Origin of the sequence: Subsaximicrobium wynnwilliamsii (assembly GCF_007997225.1) — a bacterium.
In the GTDB taxonomy this organism is placed as follows: domain Bacteria; phylum Bacteroidota; class Bacteroidia; order Flavobacteriales; family Flavobacteriaceae; genus Psychroserpens; species Psychroserpens wynnwilliamsii.
Map to the genome: position 1 here is coordinate 18,455 of NZ_VORM01000029.1, position 18,365 is coordinate 36,819.

Consider the following 18,365-nt stretch of genomic DNA (forward strand, 5'->3'; position numbering starts at 1 on the left):
TCGCAGTCACACTTAAGACTTCCGAAGAAAAATAATTAATTGCTTTTTGGAATTTGGAATATGAAATTTGTAAATTTCATAAAACGACTCACGCTTTTTCCCTTCAGAACCAATCTTTAAACGAATCGAACATGAAAATTTTAGTCACAGGTGGCACAGGATACATTGGCAAGCGGTTAATCCCTTTGTTGATCAATGATGATCACGACGTGGTTTGTGCAGTTCGGGACAAATTAAGAGCAGATAAAAGTTACTTGGAGGAAGAACATATTGAAATCATCGAGGCCGATTTTCTCAAGCCAGAAACATTAAGTAACATCCCCAAAGACATTGACATTGCTTACTATTTGATTCATTCCATGTCAAATTCCTCTAAGGATTTTGAGTCTTTGGAAGAGAAATGTGCGATCAACTTTAAGGCTTACATCGAAAAAACCGATGTGAAACAAGTCATTTATTTAAGCGGTATTACCAACGAAAAGAAACTATCCAAACATCTTAGAAGTCGTAAGAATGTAGAACATATTTTAGAGTCTGATCAGTACGGTTTGACGATTTTCAAAGCTGGTATTATTGTTGGTTCTGGTAGTTCTTCATTTGAAATCATTAGGGATCTGGTCGAGAAATTACCAGTGATGATTGCACCAAAGTGGCTCAATACCAAATCTCAACCTTTGTCAGTAAGGGATGTGCTCTTTTTCTTGAGTAGAGCCGCCGGTGACGAACGCTTATACAATCATTCTTACGACGTCTTTGGGCCAGAAATCCTAACCTATAAAGAAATGCTTCTGCGATTTGCTGAAGTGCGTGGTTTGAAGCGGTACATTTTGACCGTTCCCGTGATGACGCCCAAATTATCATCCTATTGGCTTTATTTTGTCACATCAACCTCCTACAAATTAGCGAGTTCATTGGTAGATAGCATGGGGGTTCAAATCATTGGCAATCCCAGCAATATCAATGAGATGCTAAATGTGGAACCTTTATCCTACAAAACGGCGGTCAAATTGGCCTTCGAAAAGATTGAACAGAACAGTATTGTTTCCAGTTGGAAGGATTCTATGGTAAGCAGCGGCCGTTTGCGCAACAGCTTTCATAAATATGTGAATGTGCCAGTTTATGGTTGTTTCAAGGATTACAAGGAGCGCAGCGTCATAGACACTGAAAAAACACTTGATAAAATCTGGAGTATCGGCGGCACCACAGGTTGGTATTACGGTACCATACTCTGGAAGATTAGAGGTTATATGGATAAAATGTTTGGAGGCATTGGCCTGCGTCGCGGAAGAACCCACGTATCTCAGCTCGATGCTGGAGACGCATTGGATTTCTGGCGTGTGATCTTTGCAGATAGAGATATGAAAAAACTACTGCTCTATGCTGAGATGCGGTTACCTGGCGAGGCTTGGCTAGAATTCAAGATTGAGGATGGGATGCTCAAGCAAACCGCAACCTTTAGACCAAGAGGCCTCGCTGGCCGATTGTATTGGTACGCCGTTTTTCCTTTTCATGGCTTCATCTTCAACGGAATGGCAGATAAATTGGTTGAAATTTGAGGTGTTAAGTAAAAAACCAATAAGATTTTAGCTTGCTTGAAATCTGCTCAGTGTCGCTTTGCGAATCCTCCACGAAACGCTGCGAAACGATTTTATGATGAAAAACACAAAAAAACAACACTTGCCACAAAAAACATGTCCGGTTTGTGGTTTGCCTTTTACATGGCGCAAAAAGTGGGAAAAGAATTGGGACAGCGTTAAATATTGTAGTGAAAAATGCAGAAGAAACAAGACCACATCGGTTTAGTCTGGTTTAGGAATGACCTTCGGGTGGAAGATAATTCAGTATTAAGACAGGCTTTAGACACACACACCAAAGTCATTGCAGTTTATTGTTTTGACCCAAGACATTATGCCGAAACTAGTTACGGATTCAAAAAAACAGAGAAATTCAGAGCTAAATTTCTGATAGAAACCATCGCCGATTTAAAATCCAATTTAAAGACACTTCAAGTGGAATTGTTTGTGTTTCATGATCAGCCAGAAACTGCGATTCCCAAATTAGTTGCCGATTTCAATGTTAGGGACATTTACTTTCAAAAGGAATGGACCCAAGAAGAATTGGAGGTTTCCGAAGCCTTGGAACATGAATTAAAAAACAAGATTGAATTCCATTCCCGTTACGATCAGTTTCTGTATCATCCAGATGACATCAACATGACGGTGGATCAAATTCCGCAGGTTTATACCAATTTCAGGAAAAAAGTTGAAAAATACAGTCAGGTAAGAACAATTGGTTCCGTTGAAGCTGCGCAATCTCATGATATCAATAATACTACGGAAATCCCGAGTCTCAACGTGCTTGGCTTCGAAGATTTTAAGGCGCATTCCAATACCGCAATTCCATTTAAAGGAGGCGAAACTGCAGCGATGCAACGTTTGAATGATTATTTTTTTGAAACGAAAAAATTAGGGGTTTACAAAAAGACCCGAAACGGATTGATCGGTAAGGATTTCAGTTCTAAGTTTTCCATTTGGTTGGCTAATGGCAGTATTTCTGCACGTACGATTTATTGGAAAGTCAAACAATTTGAAAAAGAAGCGTTTAAGAATGATTCCACCTATTGGTTGATTTTCGAGCTGATCTGGCGCGATTATTTTAAATACATCTCGCTAAAGCATGGCAACAACCTTTTTAAGATTGGCGGCATTCTTCAAAAAGATTACGATTGGAAAACCGATCATAAGCAAATAGAAAAATGGATGCGAGGTGATACTAAGTCCGATTTTGTAAATTCCAATATGATCGAGCTCAACAAAACAGGATTCATGAGCAATCGTGGCCGCCAAAACGTCGCCTCCTATTTTGCGAAAGACCTTTTATTGGACTGGCGCATTGGCGCTGCCTATTTTGAATCTTTACTGGTGGATTATGATGTGCACAGCAATTATGGCAATTGGATGTATGTGGCTGGCGTAGGCAATGACCCGAGAGATAGAAAATTCAACGTAACGTTTCAAGCCGAGCGTTATGATGCGGAAGGCAAATACAGACGCTTATGGTTGCAGGAAACGCTCTTTTAGTGATTATTCTACGCGGTAGAAGCAAGACCTAAGACAGAGAAACAGAGTGCTTGGTCTTTAAGACTTAGTGAAAAATATCGCCGAGTCACGCAGAGATGTCACAGAGCGACACGGCGATTTAAAGCTCAATAAAAATAATGCCGCAGAGTCACGCAGTGATGACGCAGAGCGGCACAGAACTTTCTTTTAAAACTCAGCAAAAACTCAGTGAAAGAAAAACAGCGCAAAATGACTGCAATCAGCATAGCAAGCTCATAGAAACGCTGTAAAAACGCTGAGATACTCTTTGAAAATCAGTGAAATAAAAATACCACAAAGTAGCAGCAACCATCTAAACAACCTCTGCTAAACTCAGTGAAACCCTGTGAACCAAATCAATTATGAAAACACTCAGACTCCTACTTGGCGACCAACTAAACAGTAAACATTCTTGGTTTAAGGACGCCAATGATGACGTGACCTATTGCCTGTTTGAGATGCGACAGGAGACAGATTACGATGCGCACCACATTCAAAAAGTGATCGGTTTTTTTGCTGCGATGCGGCAGATGGCTTCCCATTTGGAGGAGAAGGGTCATAAGGTTGTTTATTTCAAAATCAATGATGCCCACAACACACAGAGCCTTCCGAAGAATTTGAAGTTGCTTTTACAAGAACATAAAATTGAAAAATTTGAATATATCGCGCCCGATGAGTTTCGGCTAGACGAGCAATTATCTCATTTCTGTAAAGAGTTGGAGCTTGCATCTGAAGTCTTTTCCGCAGAACATTTCTATACAGAGCGTGAAGATCTCGAAAAATTCTACACAGGCAAAAAGCAATACCTCATGGAAAATTTTTATCGGGATATGCGCAAAAAACACGATATTTTAATGGAGGCCGGCCAGCCCGAAGGCGGCAAATGGAATTACGATAAAAGCAATCGCAACAAGTGGAAAGGCGATATAAACATCCCAAATTACAAATATTATAAAAATGATGTGGAAGCCATTGTTGAAGACATCGCAACTGCCGAAATCAAAACCATAGGTCATTTTGGGACCAAGACCTTCGCCTATCCCATTGACCGGAATCAAGCTTTGGACCAGCTAAAATATTTTTGTGAACAGTTATTGGTGCGTTTTGGGGATTTTCAAGATGCGATGCATACCGAACAGGATTACCTGTTTCACTCCAGACTTTCATTTGCCATGAATCTAAAAATCATTTCGCCCAAAGATGTGGTCAAGACGGTAATGAACTATTACCGCAAAAACAGTGACAGCATCCATATTTCGCAAGTAGAAGGTTTTGTGAGGCAAATAATTGGGTGGCGGGAATATATGCGCGGTATGTATTGGGCCTTGATGCCAGAATATAAAACAAAGAATGCACTCGAGAATCACAATAAACTGCCAGAATTCTTCTGGACGGGAAACACTAAAATGAATTGCCTCAAGCACGCCATCAACAATTCGTTGGATAATGGCTACGCCCACCACATCCAGCGCTTGATGATTACTGGGAATTATGCTTTGTTGACCCAAACCAACCCCGACGAGGTAGATGCTTGGTATTTAGGTATCTATGTAGACGCGATTGAATGGGTACAATTAACAAACACCAGAGGCATGAGTCAATTTGCCGATGGCGGAAAAATTGCCACAAAACCTTATGTGTCTTCAGGGTCTTATATAAATAAAATGAGTAATTATTGTAAAGATTGCCATTATAAACACACTAAGAAGGTAGAAGAAGATGCTTGCCCGTTTAATAGTCTGTATTGGAATTTTCTAGACGAAAAACGAGAATTTTTAGGTAATAATTTCCGAATGGGGATGATGTACAGCGTTTTGGACAAAATGAAAACTGCCGATGTCAACGCGCTTAAAAAAAGGGCACAACATATAATAGCACACCAAGATGAATACTGATAAAGAACATATAAACGTCGTTTGGCTAAAACGCGACTTACGCCTTGAAGATAATGAGGCCATCGTGAATGCCTTACAATCAAACAAACGCACGCTCCTACTTTACACCTTTGAGACCATGCTTATGGAAGATGAACATTACAGCGCAAGGCATTGGGATTTTGTTAGGGAATCGATAAGGGATTTGAATGTTTTGCTGAAGGATTACAATTCTAAAATCCTTGCGGTGGAAGCCGATATCATTAGTGCCGTCAATCAATTATTGACCCAATTTCACATCACTGATATTTTTTCGCATCAAGAAACCGGGATTCTGCTAACTTATAACCGCGATAAATCCTTTAAGCGCTTTTGCAAGAACAATCTCATCACTTGGCATGAAAACCTCAATAATGGTGTTCAACGCGGATTGCAAAACCGAGATCAATGGATGGCGCAATGCAATGCTTATTTCGAAATTGAGCCCTTAACATTCGCTCCAAAAGACGCACAATTAGTAACTACTGAAGCGATTGAGGCAGTTGAATTTCTGTTCACCATCCCATCTTTGGAAACCTCAGCAGCGTCGCCATTTCAAAAAGGTGGGCGCAGTATGGGACTGAAGTATCTAAATTCGTTTTTTGAGAGTCGTTATGTCAATTACATGTTTCATATTTCTAAACCAGAATTGGCACGAACAGGCTGTAGCCGAATTTCGCCTTATCTGGCCTGGGGCAATTTGTCCATTCGCGAAGTCTATCACAGAGCGTATCATTTAAAGAAAACATCTCAAAACAAACAAGCTTTGGAAGCCTTCATGTCTAGGTTGCGCTGGCAATCGCATTTTGTGCAGAAGTTCGAAATGGAACACACCATGGAAGCCGAAAGCGTGAACAAAGGTTTTCAAAAGCTGAAAAAAGAAATATCAGAATCCTATCAAGAGGCTTGGCGAACCGGCCAAACCGGCTTTCCTTTGGTTGATGCTTGCATGCGCTGTCTCAATGAAACGGGCTATCTCAATTTTAGAATGCGCGCTTTGGTGGTGTCTTTTTTCACACATAACCTTTGGCAACCTTGGCAAGATGCATCCAAGCACTTGTCGCGAATGTTTTTAGATTTTGAGCCTGGCATCCATTATCCGCAATTACAGATGCAGGCTGGAGAAACTGGCACCAACATGCTGCGCATTTATAATCCTGTAAAAAACAGTTTAGAGCATGACCCTGAGGCTAATTTCATTAAAAAATGGGTGCCAGAATTAGCAGATTTAGACACACCTTTCGCCCACGAACCTTATTTAATGACAGAGATGGAGCAGCAATTCTACAATTTTGAATTGGGCAAGGACTATCCGTATCCAATTGTGGATTTAGATTCTACCAGGAAAAAAGCCAGCGATACCTTATGGAACCTTCGGAAGAATAAAAAAGTTCGTGAAGAGAGCCAGCGCATCCTAAAAAAACATACGCTTCGGAATAAGTAGTTTTTTGTTCCTGGTTCAGGGCTCAATGTTCTAAATGCTGCTGAAATTTTTGTTTGAGCTAAGCATTTCAAGATTCAATTGAACCCAGCTGTTTCTAACCACAAGATTCTTCCGAAGAAATCCTTTTATAAAATAGCCAGTATCCCAGTAATCATGGGCAGTTGGGATCACTATTGATTTCAGTTATAACAGTATGTTAATTTTTGTTTAACTTATAAAGATAAACGTTAAACATTTCGTAGATTTACATAGAAGAAAAAAAACAAACATTTGATTTTAGATTCCACACATCCAAACAAAGAACACAAACAAATCGTAACCGGTTTGGTTGGTAAGCCTTTTACGTTTTTTGAAACGTTCAAACGAAAGGGTGTCGGTTCCAAACGTATGATTGTTGCTGAGGTAAGTCCGAACATGCAAAAGTATATCAATAGAATTGATGACTTAAGCTACGCAAATATCGAGATGCGCACCGGTGGTATTTTAATGTACATCAATAAAGGCTTAAAAAATTACACTTGGGTAATTCCATATTATCAATTGGTGCTTTATAAAACAAATGGTGCCAGCATTCATGCCCAAGGCAAGTTTGTTCATTTTAGAAACAGTAAAACGTTTAAGGAGAATAAACCCTTTTTTGACAAACTTCTGGATGAGAAAGTGAAATATGACGAACAGTTTAATTTTAGAGATCTATGAAAGACTTGAGTCTTAGAGAAACCGATAGAATCATTGAAATGGCTTGGGAAGACCGAACCACCTTTGAAGCGATTGAATTTCAATTTGATCTCAATGAACAGGATGTCATCGCATTGATGAGAAAAGAAATGAAACCCAGTAGTTTCAGGATGTGGCGACAACGCGTTCAAGGCCGAAAAACCAAACATGAAAAATTGAGAACCTTTGAAAAAGGACGTTTCAAATGTTCCCGACAAAAACAGATTACCAATAACTCAATTTCAAAACGCTAACGTGCTTTGACTTAGGAATTGAGTCCCTGAGTACAGCACCTAAAAAAGACTAATATGAATACAAACACTTTGAAAAACAACTCACAACAACTCAACGGATTTTCTGTTGAAGACATTGGAGAAGACCACCTGTCTACCGGTTTAGAAACACCAATGAAGGCCGATGCTTTCAAATTCACTGATGACGAGAAGAAAGAGCGCATCGCTATTTTATTCGAGGAAATCATGGACGTGATGGGATTGGATTTAACAGACGACTCCTTGAAAGGCACCCCGAAGCGCGTGGCTAAGATGTATATTGATGAGATTTTTTCAGGTCTAAATCCTGAAAATAAACCTAAAGTTGCCTTGTTTGACAACAAATATCGATACAATCAAATGTTGGTTGAGAAAAATATCACATTCTATTCCAATTGCGAGCATCATTTTGTCCCAATTATCGGCAAAGCTCATGTGGCTTATGTATCTTCGGGCAAAGTTATAGGACTTTCAAAATTGAACCGAATTGTTCAATATTATGCCAAAAGACCTCAGGTTCAAGAACGTTTGACCAATCAAATTGCCAACGAACTTAAAAGTATTTTAGATACAGATGATGTGGCCGTAATTATTGACGCTAAACATTTATGTGTGGCCTCACGCGGCGTTAAGGATGATACCTCATCAACTGTAACTGCGTACTATGGGGGAAAATTTAATAAAACCGCAAAAATAACTGAATTACAAAACTATATAAATCAATAAGGCTATGGAAAAAGTAATAGACAAAGCAAAAGAGTTTGAAAACCAGAACATGAAATCACTGTCAACAAGTGACCGTGTAAAGATTTCAAGAGAAGCTAAGCGGCTTATTTTGGCACTTAACACAATCTACAAAGAAAAGAAAGACGAAAAAATCATGGATTTGATGAAAAGTCTTACCAAAATGAAACGCAAAGTTGAAAAACGCTTAAACGGGAAACCTTTAAGTGCATAAACAAGAAAGATAAGCTGATAAACTGAACAGTCCCATTATAAGCATTGATTATACCAACGTAACATAAAAAGTGTTAATAACGGGTTTGTTTCGTCTTATCAGCTTTTTTATTTAAATAACATTACATGAAAACATATATTGTAGTTGGAGGCAGCAAAGGTATTGGAAATGCCATTGTTACTACCCTTCTCGAAAACCATAAAGTCATTAACATTAGCAGGTCTAAACCTGAAACCGAACATGAACATTTGAAACACTACAGTTGCGATGTTCTAAAAGAGGATTTGCCAGATATTGAAGCGGCAGATGGTTTGGTATACTGCCCGGGCAGTATCAATTTAAAACCGATAGGTCGTTTTGATCTTGATGAATTTCGCGAGGATTTTGAAATCAACGTCATTGGCGCTGTGAAAACCATTCAAAAATACCTGAACATCATCAAAAAAGGTAAGGATCCTTCAATCGTTTTATTTAGCACAGTAGCTGCTAAATTGGGAATGCCATTTCACGCCAGTGTAGCGGCTGCCAAATCGGGTGTTGAAGGCTTAGTGAAGTCTTTGGGTGCCGAAATGGCAACCACTCTTAGAATCAATGCCATCGCACCAACCGTTACCGATACGCAATTGGCTTCCAAGTTACTGCGGAATGACAAAATGATTGAAAATATAACCGATCGTCATCCCATGAAGAAATTCTTGAAACCCCAAGATGTTGCAGGCATGGCAGAATTCCTGTTGTCGGAAAAAGCAAGTTCTATTTCTGGGCAGGTCTTTGAAATGGACTGTGGTATTGTAACTTTTAAGATTTAGTGAAAGCTTATTTATTTAGATTTACGATTTTGAATTACATCATCAATGCTGAATACTGAACTTTGAATATTAGAATTTGAACCGTGAACTTTGAGATTTGAATCTAAATTACTGAAGCCCCATTTTCAATACATTGCTCTGGATGCAACAAAATAACATCCTTCCCCTCTACTGCCCCAACTACTAAACATTCGCTTATGAAATTAGCGATTTGTTTTTTAGGAAAATTAAGAACTGCTACAACTTGTTTTTGCAGCAGTTCTTCTTTTGTGTAGCGCTCTGTAATCTGGGCAGAACTTTTTTTGATGCCAAATGCCCCAAAATCTATAGTCAATTGATAGGCTGGATTTCGAGCTTTTGGGAAGTCCAGAACCTCAATTATAGTGCCCACACGCAAATCTACTTTTGTAAAGTCTTTAAAACTTACTATCTTATCCATTCGTTAAATTTACAATAAAATAGAAAATTATGGCACGCACCACTTCAAAGATGATGGCTCTGGGCACTAAGGCTCCAGAATTTGAACTTTTAAATACCGTTGATGACAGCATAGAATCCTTACATGAATGGAAAGGTGTGAAAGGCACGGTCATCATGTTTATATGCAATCATTGTCCTTTTGTTAAACATGTGAACCATGAACTCTCAAAACTTGCCAAAGATTTCAAACCAAAAGGTATCGAGTGCATCGCCATAAGCAGTAATGACGCAAAGAATTATCCTCAAGATGGCCCCCAAAACATGAAACAGAACGCCATAGACCACGATTTTATTTTCCCTTATCTCTATGACCAAACCCAAGCGGTCGCTAAAGCCTATGATGCGGCTTGCACGCCAGATTTCTATGCGTTTGACAAAGACTTGAAACTCGTTTATCGCGGACAGTTAGATGATTCTAGACCTGGAAACGACATTCCAGTCACAGGTAAGGATTTACGGGCAGCTCTAAATGCATTGCTTGACAATTCCGAAATTAGCGAAGACCAAAAACCAAGCCTTGGCTGTGGCATCAAGTGGAAATAGGATTAGTGCTGTTTTAGAAAAGCACTTGGGCCTTCTCATATGTTGGGTATTTATGCCCCTTTTGATTTCATTGAAACTGGTATTGAGTTGAAAGTATTGAGACTTGAGACTGCCTAGTAACTGACTTTTTCTCCTTTAATAAAACGACGTTTGGTTGAATTAATCTTGCATAATCCGCCTCAATGGTTTGAAGCACTTTCGAAAAAGTCAAACGTCCCAAGTCAATCCGTCTTAAGTCATTCCATCCTATGTCATTCCGTCCTAAGTCAATCCTCTTAAGTCTATTCTGCACTATTTATTTAGTATACTAAAGGTCATTCAATTGATTGGCTTTCCCATCTCCACTAATGGTCCAGAAAAGGCCCACGAAAAAAAACTGGTCTGCAGCAGGCAGTTAGCTACGCCGCGAAAATGTGCCATTGGCATTCGGTGTATTTGCGTATTGGTATCCATTCACATTTTTAAAGCCTAAAATATTATTGACTGATAGGTATAAAATCTTTTGCGGACTCACTAGATAAGCCCAATTCAAACTCACACTGTTATAACTCTTTGTTTTTTCTGAAAGAAATGAATTGGTGTTTGGATTGGTGTATGGACGGCCGGAAGCATAGGTATAGGCCAAGCCCACTTGGCTTTTCCAATCGTTTATCCAATATCTGGTCACTGCTGAAAAATTATGGGTATTGGCAAAATTGGGTTGCGCCGAGGTTGGAAAGTCCCTATAATCGCGTTCTGTATCCAAATACGAATAGCTAAGCCAATACTCCATGTTTTTTATGCTTTTATTATCTCTTAAAAACAAGTCCAAACCTTGGGCGTAGCCATCGCCATCGTTGTTATAATCATTGGCAAATGCTTCGGCTGAAGTTTCGAATTTCACAAGTTTGTTATAATCCTTCCGATACAATTCTGCTCTAAATAGGCGGCCATCGTTGACGTATTGGTAATTAAGGATGTAATGTTTTGTGTTTTGGGTCTCTAGCTGATTTGCAAATTTCAATAGTGCTGCGGAAGCGTTCTGAAAAAACTGACCATAAGCCAAAGACAATTGTGAATTCTTCGAAGTTTTATAGGCTAAGGAAAACCGCGGCGCCAATTTGAGCTGCTTAGAAAGCGAATAATGATCGGCACGCACACCCACTTTCATCGCTAAATTTTTGCTGAAAATAATATCCGATTCTGCGAAAGCCGCACTTATGTTTGAGGTATAACCATACTTATCTGCAAAGCTTTCCGAAGTAAAAGCTTCATCAAAATTGGTCACAAATTGCTCCACGCCAAAACTGAGCTTAAATCTACTGTTGAACCGTTTTTTTAGTTTCAGCTTTAAGTGAGCCGAGTTTTCCTCGTCATTAATCAAATCATCCATCACCCTCAAATCGGTATTGGCGACGGTATAACTCAATCCCGAAAGAACAGACCAACTGTTGCCCAAAGTGCCTTGGTAGCTGGCATTGGTATATAAATTTCGGTTGTTCAATTTAAAACGCACACCTTCAGCCACATTGATATCCTCCTGCACCAATTCAAAGTTGGAGCTATCAAAAGCGGCGTAAATTTTAAGCAGTCCTGTGTTGAATTTTTGACGAAACACCGCCTCACCTTGTGCGTTCTGATACGGTTTTTTCCAATCATTTCTATCGGGGAATAAAACATCATAAGCTGCCAAATTGAAATAGGTCAGGTTGGCGCTAAGTGAAGAACGGCTCCATTTTTCGGTATGGCCCAATCTGCCACCAACGCTCATCACCCCAATTTCAGTCTTTTCTTGATCAGGTTCATCGATGGTGTTGAGTAAAAGTACGCTGGAGAGGGCATTGCCATATTCTGCAGAATAACCTCCAGTTGAAAAAGTGATTCCATCGAACAAAAATGGCGAATAACGGCCTCGGGTTGGCACATTGTTGGGCGTTGGTGAATAGGGTGTAAAAACGCGAATGCCGTCAATAAAAATTTGGGTCTCGTCTGCATCGCCGCCACGCACAAAAAGACGTCCATCTTCAGATACTGTTGACGTGCCGGGCAAGGTTTGCAAGGCGCCCACAAAATCACCCAAAGCACTTGCTGTTGTAACCACATCTAAAGGTTTTAAAACGGATACCTTACTGTTATCACTGGCTTCAAAAGTACCTGCGGAAATGACCACGGTATCCAAGCCCTCCATATTTTCCTGAAGTTTGATTTGAAGATTTTTGAAGCTAGAGACATCGGCCACAATGGTTTTTGTTTCGTAAGACATGGAAGACACGGTTAAGGTTTGTGGTCCCATTGCTTCGGTCGAGAACGAAAATTCGCCCTGCTCATTGGAAGTACCTCCATCGTAAGTGCCATTGAGATAGACATTGGCACCCGTAATTGGATGGTTATTGTTGTCGATTAGTGTTCCGTTGACTGTGGTTTGCGCGATGAGTATTGATGAGATGAGAAGCGCAAAATGTAGCATTAAGGTTCGCATGTGATTGCAGATATTGACGGTTGATGCTCTGCTGAAATGCTTTCAGCCTAACGTTGATGCGTCAAATATCACGAGCGAGACTCGATTTTGAAATTAGGAATTACTGAACTGTTGGAATTTCAGGATGAAATGAAGGATTGACGATTTTTGATTGGCGATTGACGATTGACGATTGACGATTGACGATTTTTGATTGACGATTTTTGATTTCACTACCATCAACCTTGAACCTTAAACCTTAAACCTTGAACTTGAACAAGCTATTTCTTATAAGGCCTAATAATCAAACGCGCTGCTTTATCAAAATTGATATAGTTATACGTCCAATTGAAAAACACGATGACGCGGTTTCTAAAACCTACCAAGGCCATTAAATGGACGAACATCCAGATAAACCAGGAGAAAAAACCTGCAAGCTTAAAGTGTTTTAAATCGACCACCGCTTTGTTGCGACCCACGGTTGCCATAGTGCCTTTATCGTGGTATTGAAAGGGTTTAAGCGGTTTTTGCTTGGTCATGTTGAGCAAATTTTTGCCCAGATTCTTCCCTTGCTGAATGGCGGGTTGGGCAACTTGCGGATGCCCTTTTGGCCAAGCCTCGGTGGTCATAAGCGCCATGTCACCAATGGCGAAAATATGGGCGTACCCTTCAATTTGATTGAATGGATTCACTTTAAAACGACGGGTTTGATCGTGAAGCGCGGCTGGATTTAAACCGTCTATTGGCGTTCCTGTAACTCCTGCCGCCCAAATCACGGTTTCCGACTCAAATTTCTTCTCGTCATTAGTGGTTACCGTGCGCCCATCATAATGTTTAACCAAGGTATTGCAGTGTACGGTTACACCCAATTCCTTTAAATACTCCTCGGCTTTTTCTGAGGCATATTGGCTCATTGGGGGCAATACGCGTGGCGCACCCTCCAACAAATGGATCGCCATAAGGTCCGGATTGAGGTCACGGTATTCCCTGGGCAAAATATTATTCTTAAGTTCGGCAATCGCCCCTGAAAGTTCCACTCCAGTCGGCCCTGCGCCAATAACCACAAAATTGAGAAATGCTTTCTTGGCTTCCACATCATCGGTAATTGCTGCCTTTTCAAAGTTTTGGAGAATCAAGCTGCGTATATCCAATGCCTGAGGCACCGTTTTCATGGGCATGCTGTTGTTCTTGATATCGTCGTTACCAAAAAAGTTGGTACGTGTACCGGTGGCAATGACCAGGTAATCAAAATTCAAATCGCCAATGTTGGTCGTGATACTATTGTTTTCAGCATCTATATGGCTTACCACTGCCATTCTGAAATAAGAATTCTTGTGATTTTTCAGAATTTTACGAACCGGGTACGCGATGGAGTCTGGCTCCAAACCAGAACTTGACACTTGGTACAATAGCGGCTGAAACGTATGGTAGTTGTGTTTGTCTATCAAAACAACCTGCATGTCTTTATTGGCCAAGGCACTTGCCAAACGGATGCCGCCAAAACCTGCGCCAATAATCACTGTTCTTGGAAATGTAGTTGCTGGGATATTCATAAAGTAAAAATAAGGATCATAGCAAAAATACAACTAAGCCTTCTTAATACTTACAACTTTCAGAAAAGAATATTTTTTGTGTAACATTGCATACGCATTACCTACTAACCTAACAATAACCAATCAACCCTTTGGACAAAGCACTTGAACATCAATTTGTAGCCTTGCTCGAGAAGCATCAAAACATTGTACACAAGGTCTGTAGATTGTACACCAACAATCAAGACGCGCATAATGATTTGTTTCAAGAGATTACCATACAGTTATGGAAGGCCTATCCCAAATTTAGGGGCGAGGCCAAATTTAGCACCTGGATGTACCGGGTGGGTTTAAATACTGCCATAACCCTCTATCGCAAGTCTAAACGTACGATCAAGACCCAGGAATTTGAAACGGTAAGTTTCAAAATCAAAGCTGAGCCTTATGACGACACGCAGGACCAACAGCTTAAATTGTTATACCAAGCCGTCTATCAATTGAACGATATTGAAAAAGCATTGGTGTTTTTGTATCTGGAAGAAAAAAATTACAGTGAAATAAGTGAAACCTTGGGTATAACGGAAGTCAATGCCAGAGTGAAAATGAACCGCGTGAAGAAGAAACTAAGAACCGTTTTAAATCCGTAGCATTATGGATGAACTAGATCTATTAAAAAAAGATTGGCAGCAAAAAGCCAGACCAGAGGAAAAACAATTGACATCGAAGGAATTGCACCCCATGTTGTTCAAAAAATCATCCTCCATTGTAAAAACCTTATTTTATATTAGTATTGCAGAACTACTTTTATGGGTATTAATCAATACAATACCCTATTTTTCTTCTAAAGAATATCGTGCAGAATTAGCCATGATGTATGGAAATGAAGATGTTTTATTAGCCATTACCATTTTTAGCTACAGCATCATCCTAGTATTCGTTTATTTACTGTTTAGGGCGCATCAGTCCATCTCTGTCACCGACACGGTAAAAAATCTAATGAAAAGTATTCTAAAGACCAGGAAGGTCATTAAATATTACGTTATCTATAATTTGGTAATGGCGTTCTTGGCGATGTGCTTCGGACTTTATGAAAGCATTTATGAAAATCCTAAAGTTTCAGCTCAATTTGCTCATTTTAGCGATAAACAAAAATTTGTTTCCACGCTGATCATGCTTGTCGTGACCGCACTTTTTGTGGGGGTCATTTGGTTATTTTACCGATTGATTTATGGGATTTTACTGAAACGTCTCAACAAAAATTATGCTGAATTGAAGAAACTCGAGGTCTGATTTATTCAAGGTTTAAAATTGCAAGTTAGGGATAAGCGAAACAAACGATAACCCTTAGTTTGAATGAGGTTGTAATAAAATTGGAAAAACGCTATTGACATTAAAGTCAGCGAAAAATAGGATTCACTTGAAGTTTGAAAACCGGTATCCTCAAGATTGATCTACTATTGGCGGAAGCATCTGAAATCGAATAGACTCTCAAAAAAGTGATTTGAAGTCGCTTTTATGAATTAAGCATCCATTTTATACTGAATAAAAATTTAGGGAATCACCAACTTCGAACTCAAAACCTTGAACATTGAACCTTGAACCCCAAACCCATAACCAATTTACCAGTCGCGAAATTCCTTATTTAAGCGCTCCTTTTCTTCCAATTCTTTTCTTGGGATGACTTTGAGAAAGGACGGATGCTGCTCAATGGCGTATTCGATTTTCTCTATGATGGACTCTACCGATTCGTTCTCATAATCAATCTCCAATGGCGCTTTGATCTCCATGGACTGGAAAATATTCTTTTTCTTGACCCGAAGTCCTTTTTTGTCGAACGAACGTCTAAAACCGTCAATCACAATTGGCACAACTACTGGTTTGTATTTTTTGATAATGAAGGCAGTACCTTTTCTAATTGGTTTAAAAGGTGTGGTTGTTCCCTGCGGAAAAGTAATGACCCAACCATCATCAAGCGCTTTGCCAATGCTTGAAATATCGCTCATTTTTACTTGCCTGTTGACGTCCTTCCCTTCCGAGCGCCAGGTGCGCTCGATACTGATGGAGCCAACATAAGCCATGATTTTGGGCAATAAACCCGCTTTCATGGTTTCTTTGGCTGCAATATAATAGATATTCAATTTGGGCTTCCAGAGATACCCAACGTTTTTTATGGAATCGTTACGATTGCTCAAACTAGCGTTGAAGACGTGAAACATCGCAATCACATCGGCAAAATAGGTTTGGTGATTAGAAATGAAAAGTACGTTATTTTCCGGAAGGTTTTTGATTATTTCAGAACCTTCAATCTGTAATTCATTGAAACCTCTAAATCTTTGGTGCGTGAGTACGCCCAAAATACGTATCAACCATTTCTTAACAAATAATATATGCCCAAAAGGGTTTCTTTTAAATAATGCCATTGATTCTTATTACGCGAATTAACAAATCTACGAAAATCCCCTACTTATAATACCATTTTTAACAAGTCTTTTAATTCACTTAGCATCATGGCTGTGGCACCCCAAACAATGTATCCGTTAAGTATAAAAGCAGGTACAGTCAATTCTTTTTCGAGTGAGGTCATGACTTCCACTGTGGTTGTATTTTTATTATCCAAAAAATCAGTTAGGCTCACCTCGATCAAATCCTCCACCTCTTCATCCTGTTTAATAAATACCGGTGTTTTTGAAGTTATTCCCAAAAACGGACTTACCGTAAAATGACTTGGCGGAATATACATAGGCGTCAAAGCCCTTATAAGCTCCATAGACTCTATAGGTACACCAACTTCTTCATAGGTCTCGCGTAAGGCCGTATATTTTAAATCGGGGTCTTCAAGTTCATATTTTCCTCCAGGAAAGCCCACTTGAGCAGAATGCACGCCCCTATAGGTTTTTCTTAAAATCAAGATCAAATAGGTTTCTCCCTCAAGGTTTGGATAAAACAAAGCCATGACACCCGCTTTTCTTGCCGTTTTCATTTTGAGTTTATTGGCCGCTATAAGATCTGCTCTAAAAGGTGGCGACATTTTGAATTGAGAAGCCTCCCCCGGCAAAGCTTCCGCGGAAATAGTCTTGATTTTTGATTTGAAATCCTCGAATTGCATACACCATTGTTGATTTACGTGAAGATAGACATTATGGTAAAATTAGAAATAAGCTTCGTCTAATAATTTCAAAAGCTAACATCAAAGCTTCTAGGAAAATGAAGAATTCCCAGCCCAAGTTCTATGTTTCAGCAGAATTAAAGGCTCATGATCAGACCTTTTTGTGTTTCGATATATCTTACTATTTTTGTAAGCACCTAAAGAACCCCTCCATGTATCGAATAAAATCAATAATTGCCCTTGTTGTAATGATTATGCTTTTCAATTGTAAGGATAAAGCCGACAATACTCAAAATGAGAGTCCGATTAAAATTGAAATTGATAGTAGCGCAACCAAAACGATGGATACAACCGATGCAGATAGCCAAAATCCATCTAACGAGCGCAAATATCCTTATTTAACCGATAAGAATGCTATGGAGTTCTTTCTTCAGTATGAGAAAGAGCATAAGGAAAATAAGGTCCGTATTGTGACCGCCTTCGGAAACATCGATATCTTGTTGTTTGAGGAGACCAAGTTCCACCGTGCCAACTTCATATTCTTGGCCAAACAGAACTATTTTGAACACACCCAATTTTACCGTGTCATCGAAAATTACATCATCCAAGGTGGCAGTACCGATGATCAAGACGTTATGGACCGACGAGGAGGTATTGGCAAATACCTTTTGCCAACCGACACCAAACGTGGCTTTCATCATGACAGAGGTGTGATTTCAATGCCTAGCGGCGATCGCGACAATCCTTACAAACTAGCGTCGCCTTATGAATTTTTTATCATGTTGAGGGATGTACACGATCTGGATGGCGATTACACCATTTTTGGTCGCGTCATCGATGGCATGGACGTCGCCGATAAAATTGCAAGCGTCAAAACCGACGATGGCGATTGGCCGTTGAAGAACGTGTATATCAAGCGAATTGAGGTTTTGGACTGAGTCTCGATTTCAGTCCTCAGTATTCAGTCCTCAGTTTTCAGTCTTCAAGATGCAGTGTGAAGCGTGCAGTCTTCAGTCGCAGTCACAGTCGTAGTTACAGTCGCGGCCGCAGCCGCAG

General features: G+C 39.8%; 19 protein-coding genes. 14 read left to right on the forward strand and 5 right to left on the reverse strand.

Annotation, left to right across the window (positions count from 1 at the left end):
- Positions 1 to 131 precede the first annotated feature (131 nt).
- From ESY88_RS17800 to ESY88_RS17845, 10 genes are all read left to right on the forward strand, one after another.
- Positions 132 to 1,556 (forward strand): SDR family oxidoreductase, encoded by a 1,425-nt coding sequence (locus tag ESY88_RS17800; protein ID WP_147087985.1) that lies wholly within the window; start codon positions 132 to 134, stop codon positions 1,554 to 1,556.
- Positions 1,557 to 1,653: 97 nt separating this feature from the next.
- Positions 1,654 to 1,803: a DUF2256 domain-containing protein gene (locus ESY88_RS17805; protein WP_147088017.1), complete on the forward strand. Its 150-nt coding sequence runs from the start codon at positions 1,654 to 1,656 to the stop codon at positions 1,801 to 1,803.
- The gene (locus ESY88_RS17810) at positions 1,773 to 3,080 is read left to right on the forward strand and encodes a DASH family cryptochrome (RefSeq protein ID WP_147087986.1); all 1,308 of its coding nucleotides are present in this window, start codon (positions 1,773 to 1,775) and stop codon (positions 3,078 to 3,080) included. Before ESY88_RS17805 ends, ESY88_RS17810 begins: the two co-directional genes overlap by 31 nt.
- Positions 3,081 to 3,460: 380 nt before the next feature.
- Positions 3,461 to 4,993 (forward strand): cryptochrome/photolyase family protein, encoded by a 1,533-nt coding sequence (locus tag ESY88_RS17815; protein WP_147087987.1) that lies wholly within the window; start codon positions 3,461 to 3,463, stop codon positions 4,991 to 4,993.
- Positions 4,983 to 6,455, forward strand: coding sequence for a cryptochrome/deoxyribodipyrimidine photo-lyase family protein (locus ESY88_RS17820; protein WP_147087988.1), 1,473 nt, complete (start codon positions 4,983 to 4,985; stop codon positions 6,453 to 6,455). Before ESY88_RS17815 ends, ESY88_RS17820 begins: the two co-directional genes overlap by 11 nt.
- Positions 6,456 to 6,725: 270 nt before the next feature.
- Complete coding sequence (locus ESY88_RS17825) at positions 6,726 to 7,154, forward strand: hypothetical protein (RefSeq protein WP_147087989.1); 429 nt, start codon at positions 6,726 to 6,728, stop codon at positions 7,152 to 7,154.
- Positions 7,151 to 7,426, forward strand: a complete 276-nt coding sequence (locus ESY88_RS17830; RefSeq protein WP_147087990.1) for a TIGR03643 family protein — start codon at positions 7,151 to 7,153, stop codon at positions 7,424 to 7,426. Before ESY88_RS17825 ends, ESY88_RS17830 begins: the two co-directional genes overlap by 4 nt.
- 54 nt (positions 7,427 to 7,480) lie before the next feature.
- A complete protein-coding gene (folE, locus tag ESY88_RS17835) occupies positions 7,481 to 8,170 on the forward strand; it encodes a GTP cyclohydrolase I FolE (protein ID WP_147087991.1) in 690 nt (229 codons plus the stop codon).
- A 4-nt stretch (positions 8,171 to 8,174) separates the two neighbouring features.
- A complete protein-coding gene (locus ESY88_RS17840; RefSeq protein ID WP_147087992.1) occupies positions 8,175 to 8,402 on the forward strand; it encodes a hypothetical protein in 228 nt (75 codons plus the stop codon).
- Between the two features lie 125 nt (positions 8,403 to 8,527).
- A complete protein-coding gene (locus tag ESY88_RS17845) occupies positions 8,528 to 9,211 on the forward strand; it encodes an SDR family NAD(P)-dependent oxidoreductase (protein ID WP_147087993.1) in 684 nt (227 codons plus the stop codon).
- A gap of 103 nt (positions 9,212 to 9,314) precedes the next feature.
- Here the strand turns inward: ESY88_RS17845 and ESY88_RS17850 are convergent, their stop codons facing one another.
- On the reverse strand, positions 9,315 to 9,650 hold the full coding sequence (locus ESY88_RS17850; RefSeq protein ID WP_147087994.1) for a tRNA-binding protein: 336 nt from the start codon (positions 9,648 to 9,650) through the stop codon (positions 9,315 to 9,317).
- A 29-nt stretch (positions 9,651 to 9,679) separates the two neighbouring features.
- On the opposite strand from ESY88_RS17850, the gene ESY88_RS17855 reads away from it, so the two are divergent.
- Positions 9,680 to 10,234 carry a thioredoxin family protein gene (locus tag ESY88_RS17855; protein WP_147087995.1) on the forward strand — a complete coding sequence of 185 codons (555 nt, stop codon included), beginning with the start codon at positions 9,680 to 9,682 and terminating at the stop codon, positions 10,232 to 10,234.
- Positions 10,235 to 10,628: 394 nt separating this feature from the next.
- Here the strand turns inward: ESY88_RS17855 and ESY88_RS17860 are convergent, their stop codons facing one another.
- Positions 10,629 to 12,692 (reverse strand): TonB-dependent receptor, encoded by a 2,064-nt coding sequence (locus ESY88_RS17860; RefSeq protein WP_317128695.1) that lies wholly within the window; start codon positions 12,690 to 12,692, stop codon positions 10,629 to 10,631.
- A gap of 260 nt (positions 12,693 to 12,952) precedes the next feature.
- Positions 12,953 to 14,224, reverse strand: a complete 1,272-nt coding sequence (locus ESY88_RS17865; protein WP_147087996.1) for an NAD(P)/FAD-dependent oxidoreductase — start codon at positions 14,222 to 14,224, stop codon at positions 12,953 to 12,955.
- A gap of 131 nt (positions 14,225 to 14,355) precedes the next feature.
- Between ESY88_RS17865 and ESY88_RS17870 the strand changes: the two genes are divergently transcribed.
- Together ESY88_RS17870 and ESY88_RS17875 are read left to right on the forward strand one after the other, a co-directional pair.
- Positions 14,356 to 14,850, forward strand: a complete 495-nt coding sequence (locus ESY88_RS17870) for an RNA polymerase sigma factor (RefSeq protein WP_147087997.1) — start codon at positions 14,356 to 14,358, stop codon at positions 14,848 to 14,850.
- A 4-nt stretch (positions 14,851 to 14,854) separates the two neighbouring features.
- On the forward strand, positions 14,855 to 15,493 hold the full coding sequence (locus ESY88_RS17875; RefSeq protein ID WP_147087998.1) for a hypothetical protein: 639 nt from the start codon (positions 14,855 to 14,857) through the stop codon (positions 15,491 to 15,493).
- A gap of 329 nt (positions 15,494 to 15,822) precedes the next feature.
- Here ESY88_RS17875 and ESY88_RS17880 read toward each other — a convergent pair whose 3' ends face one another.
- Complete coding sequence (locus ESY88_RS17880; protein ID WP_147087999.1) at positions 15,823 to 16,623, reverse strand: lysophospholipid acyltransferase family protein; 801 nt, start codon at positions 16,621 to 16,623, stop codon at positions 15,823 to 15,825.
- Positions 16,624 to 16,667: 44 nt separating this feature from the next.
- The gene (locus tag ESY88_RS17885) at positions 16,668 to 17,309 is read right to left on the reverse strand and encodes an NUDIX hydrolase (protein WP_147088000.1); all 642 of its coding nucleotides are present in this window, start codon (positions 17,307 to 17,309) and stop codon (positions 16,668 to 16,670) included.
- 212 nt (positions 17,310 to 17,521) lie between these two features.
- Between ESY88_RS17885 and ESY88_RS17890 the strand changes: the two genes are divergently transcribed.
- On the forward strand, positions 17,522 to 18,247 hold the full coding sequence (locus tag ESY88_RS17890; RefSeq protein ID WP_147088001.1) for a peptidylprolyl isomerase: 726 nt from the start codon (positions 17,522 to 17,524) through the stop codon (positions 18,245 to 18,247).
- Positions 18,248 to 18,365 lie beyond the last annotated feature (118 nt).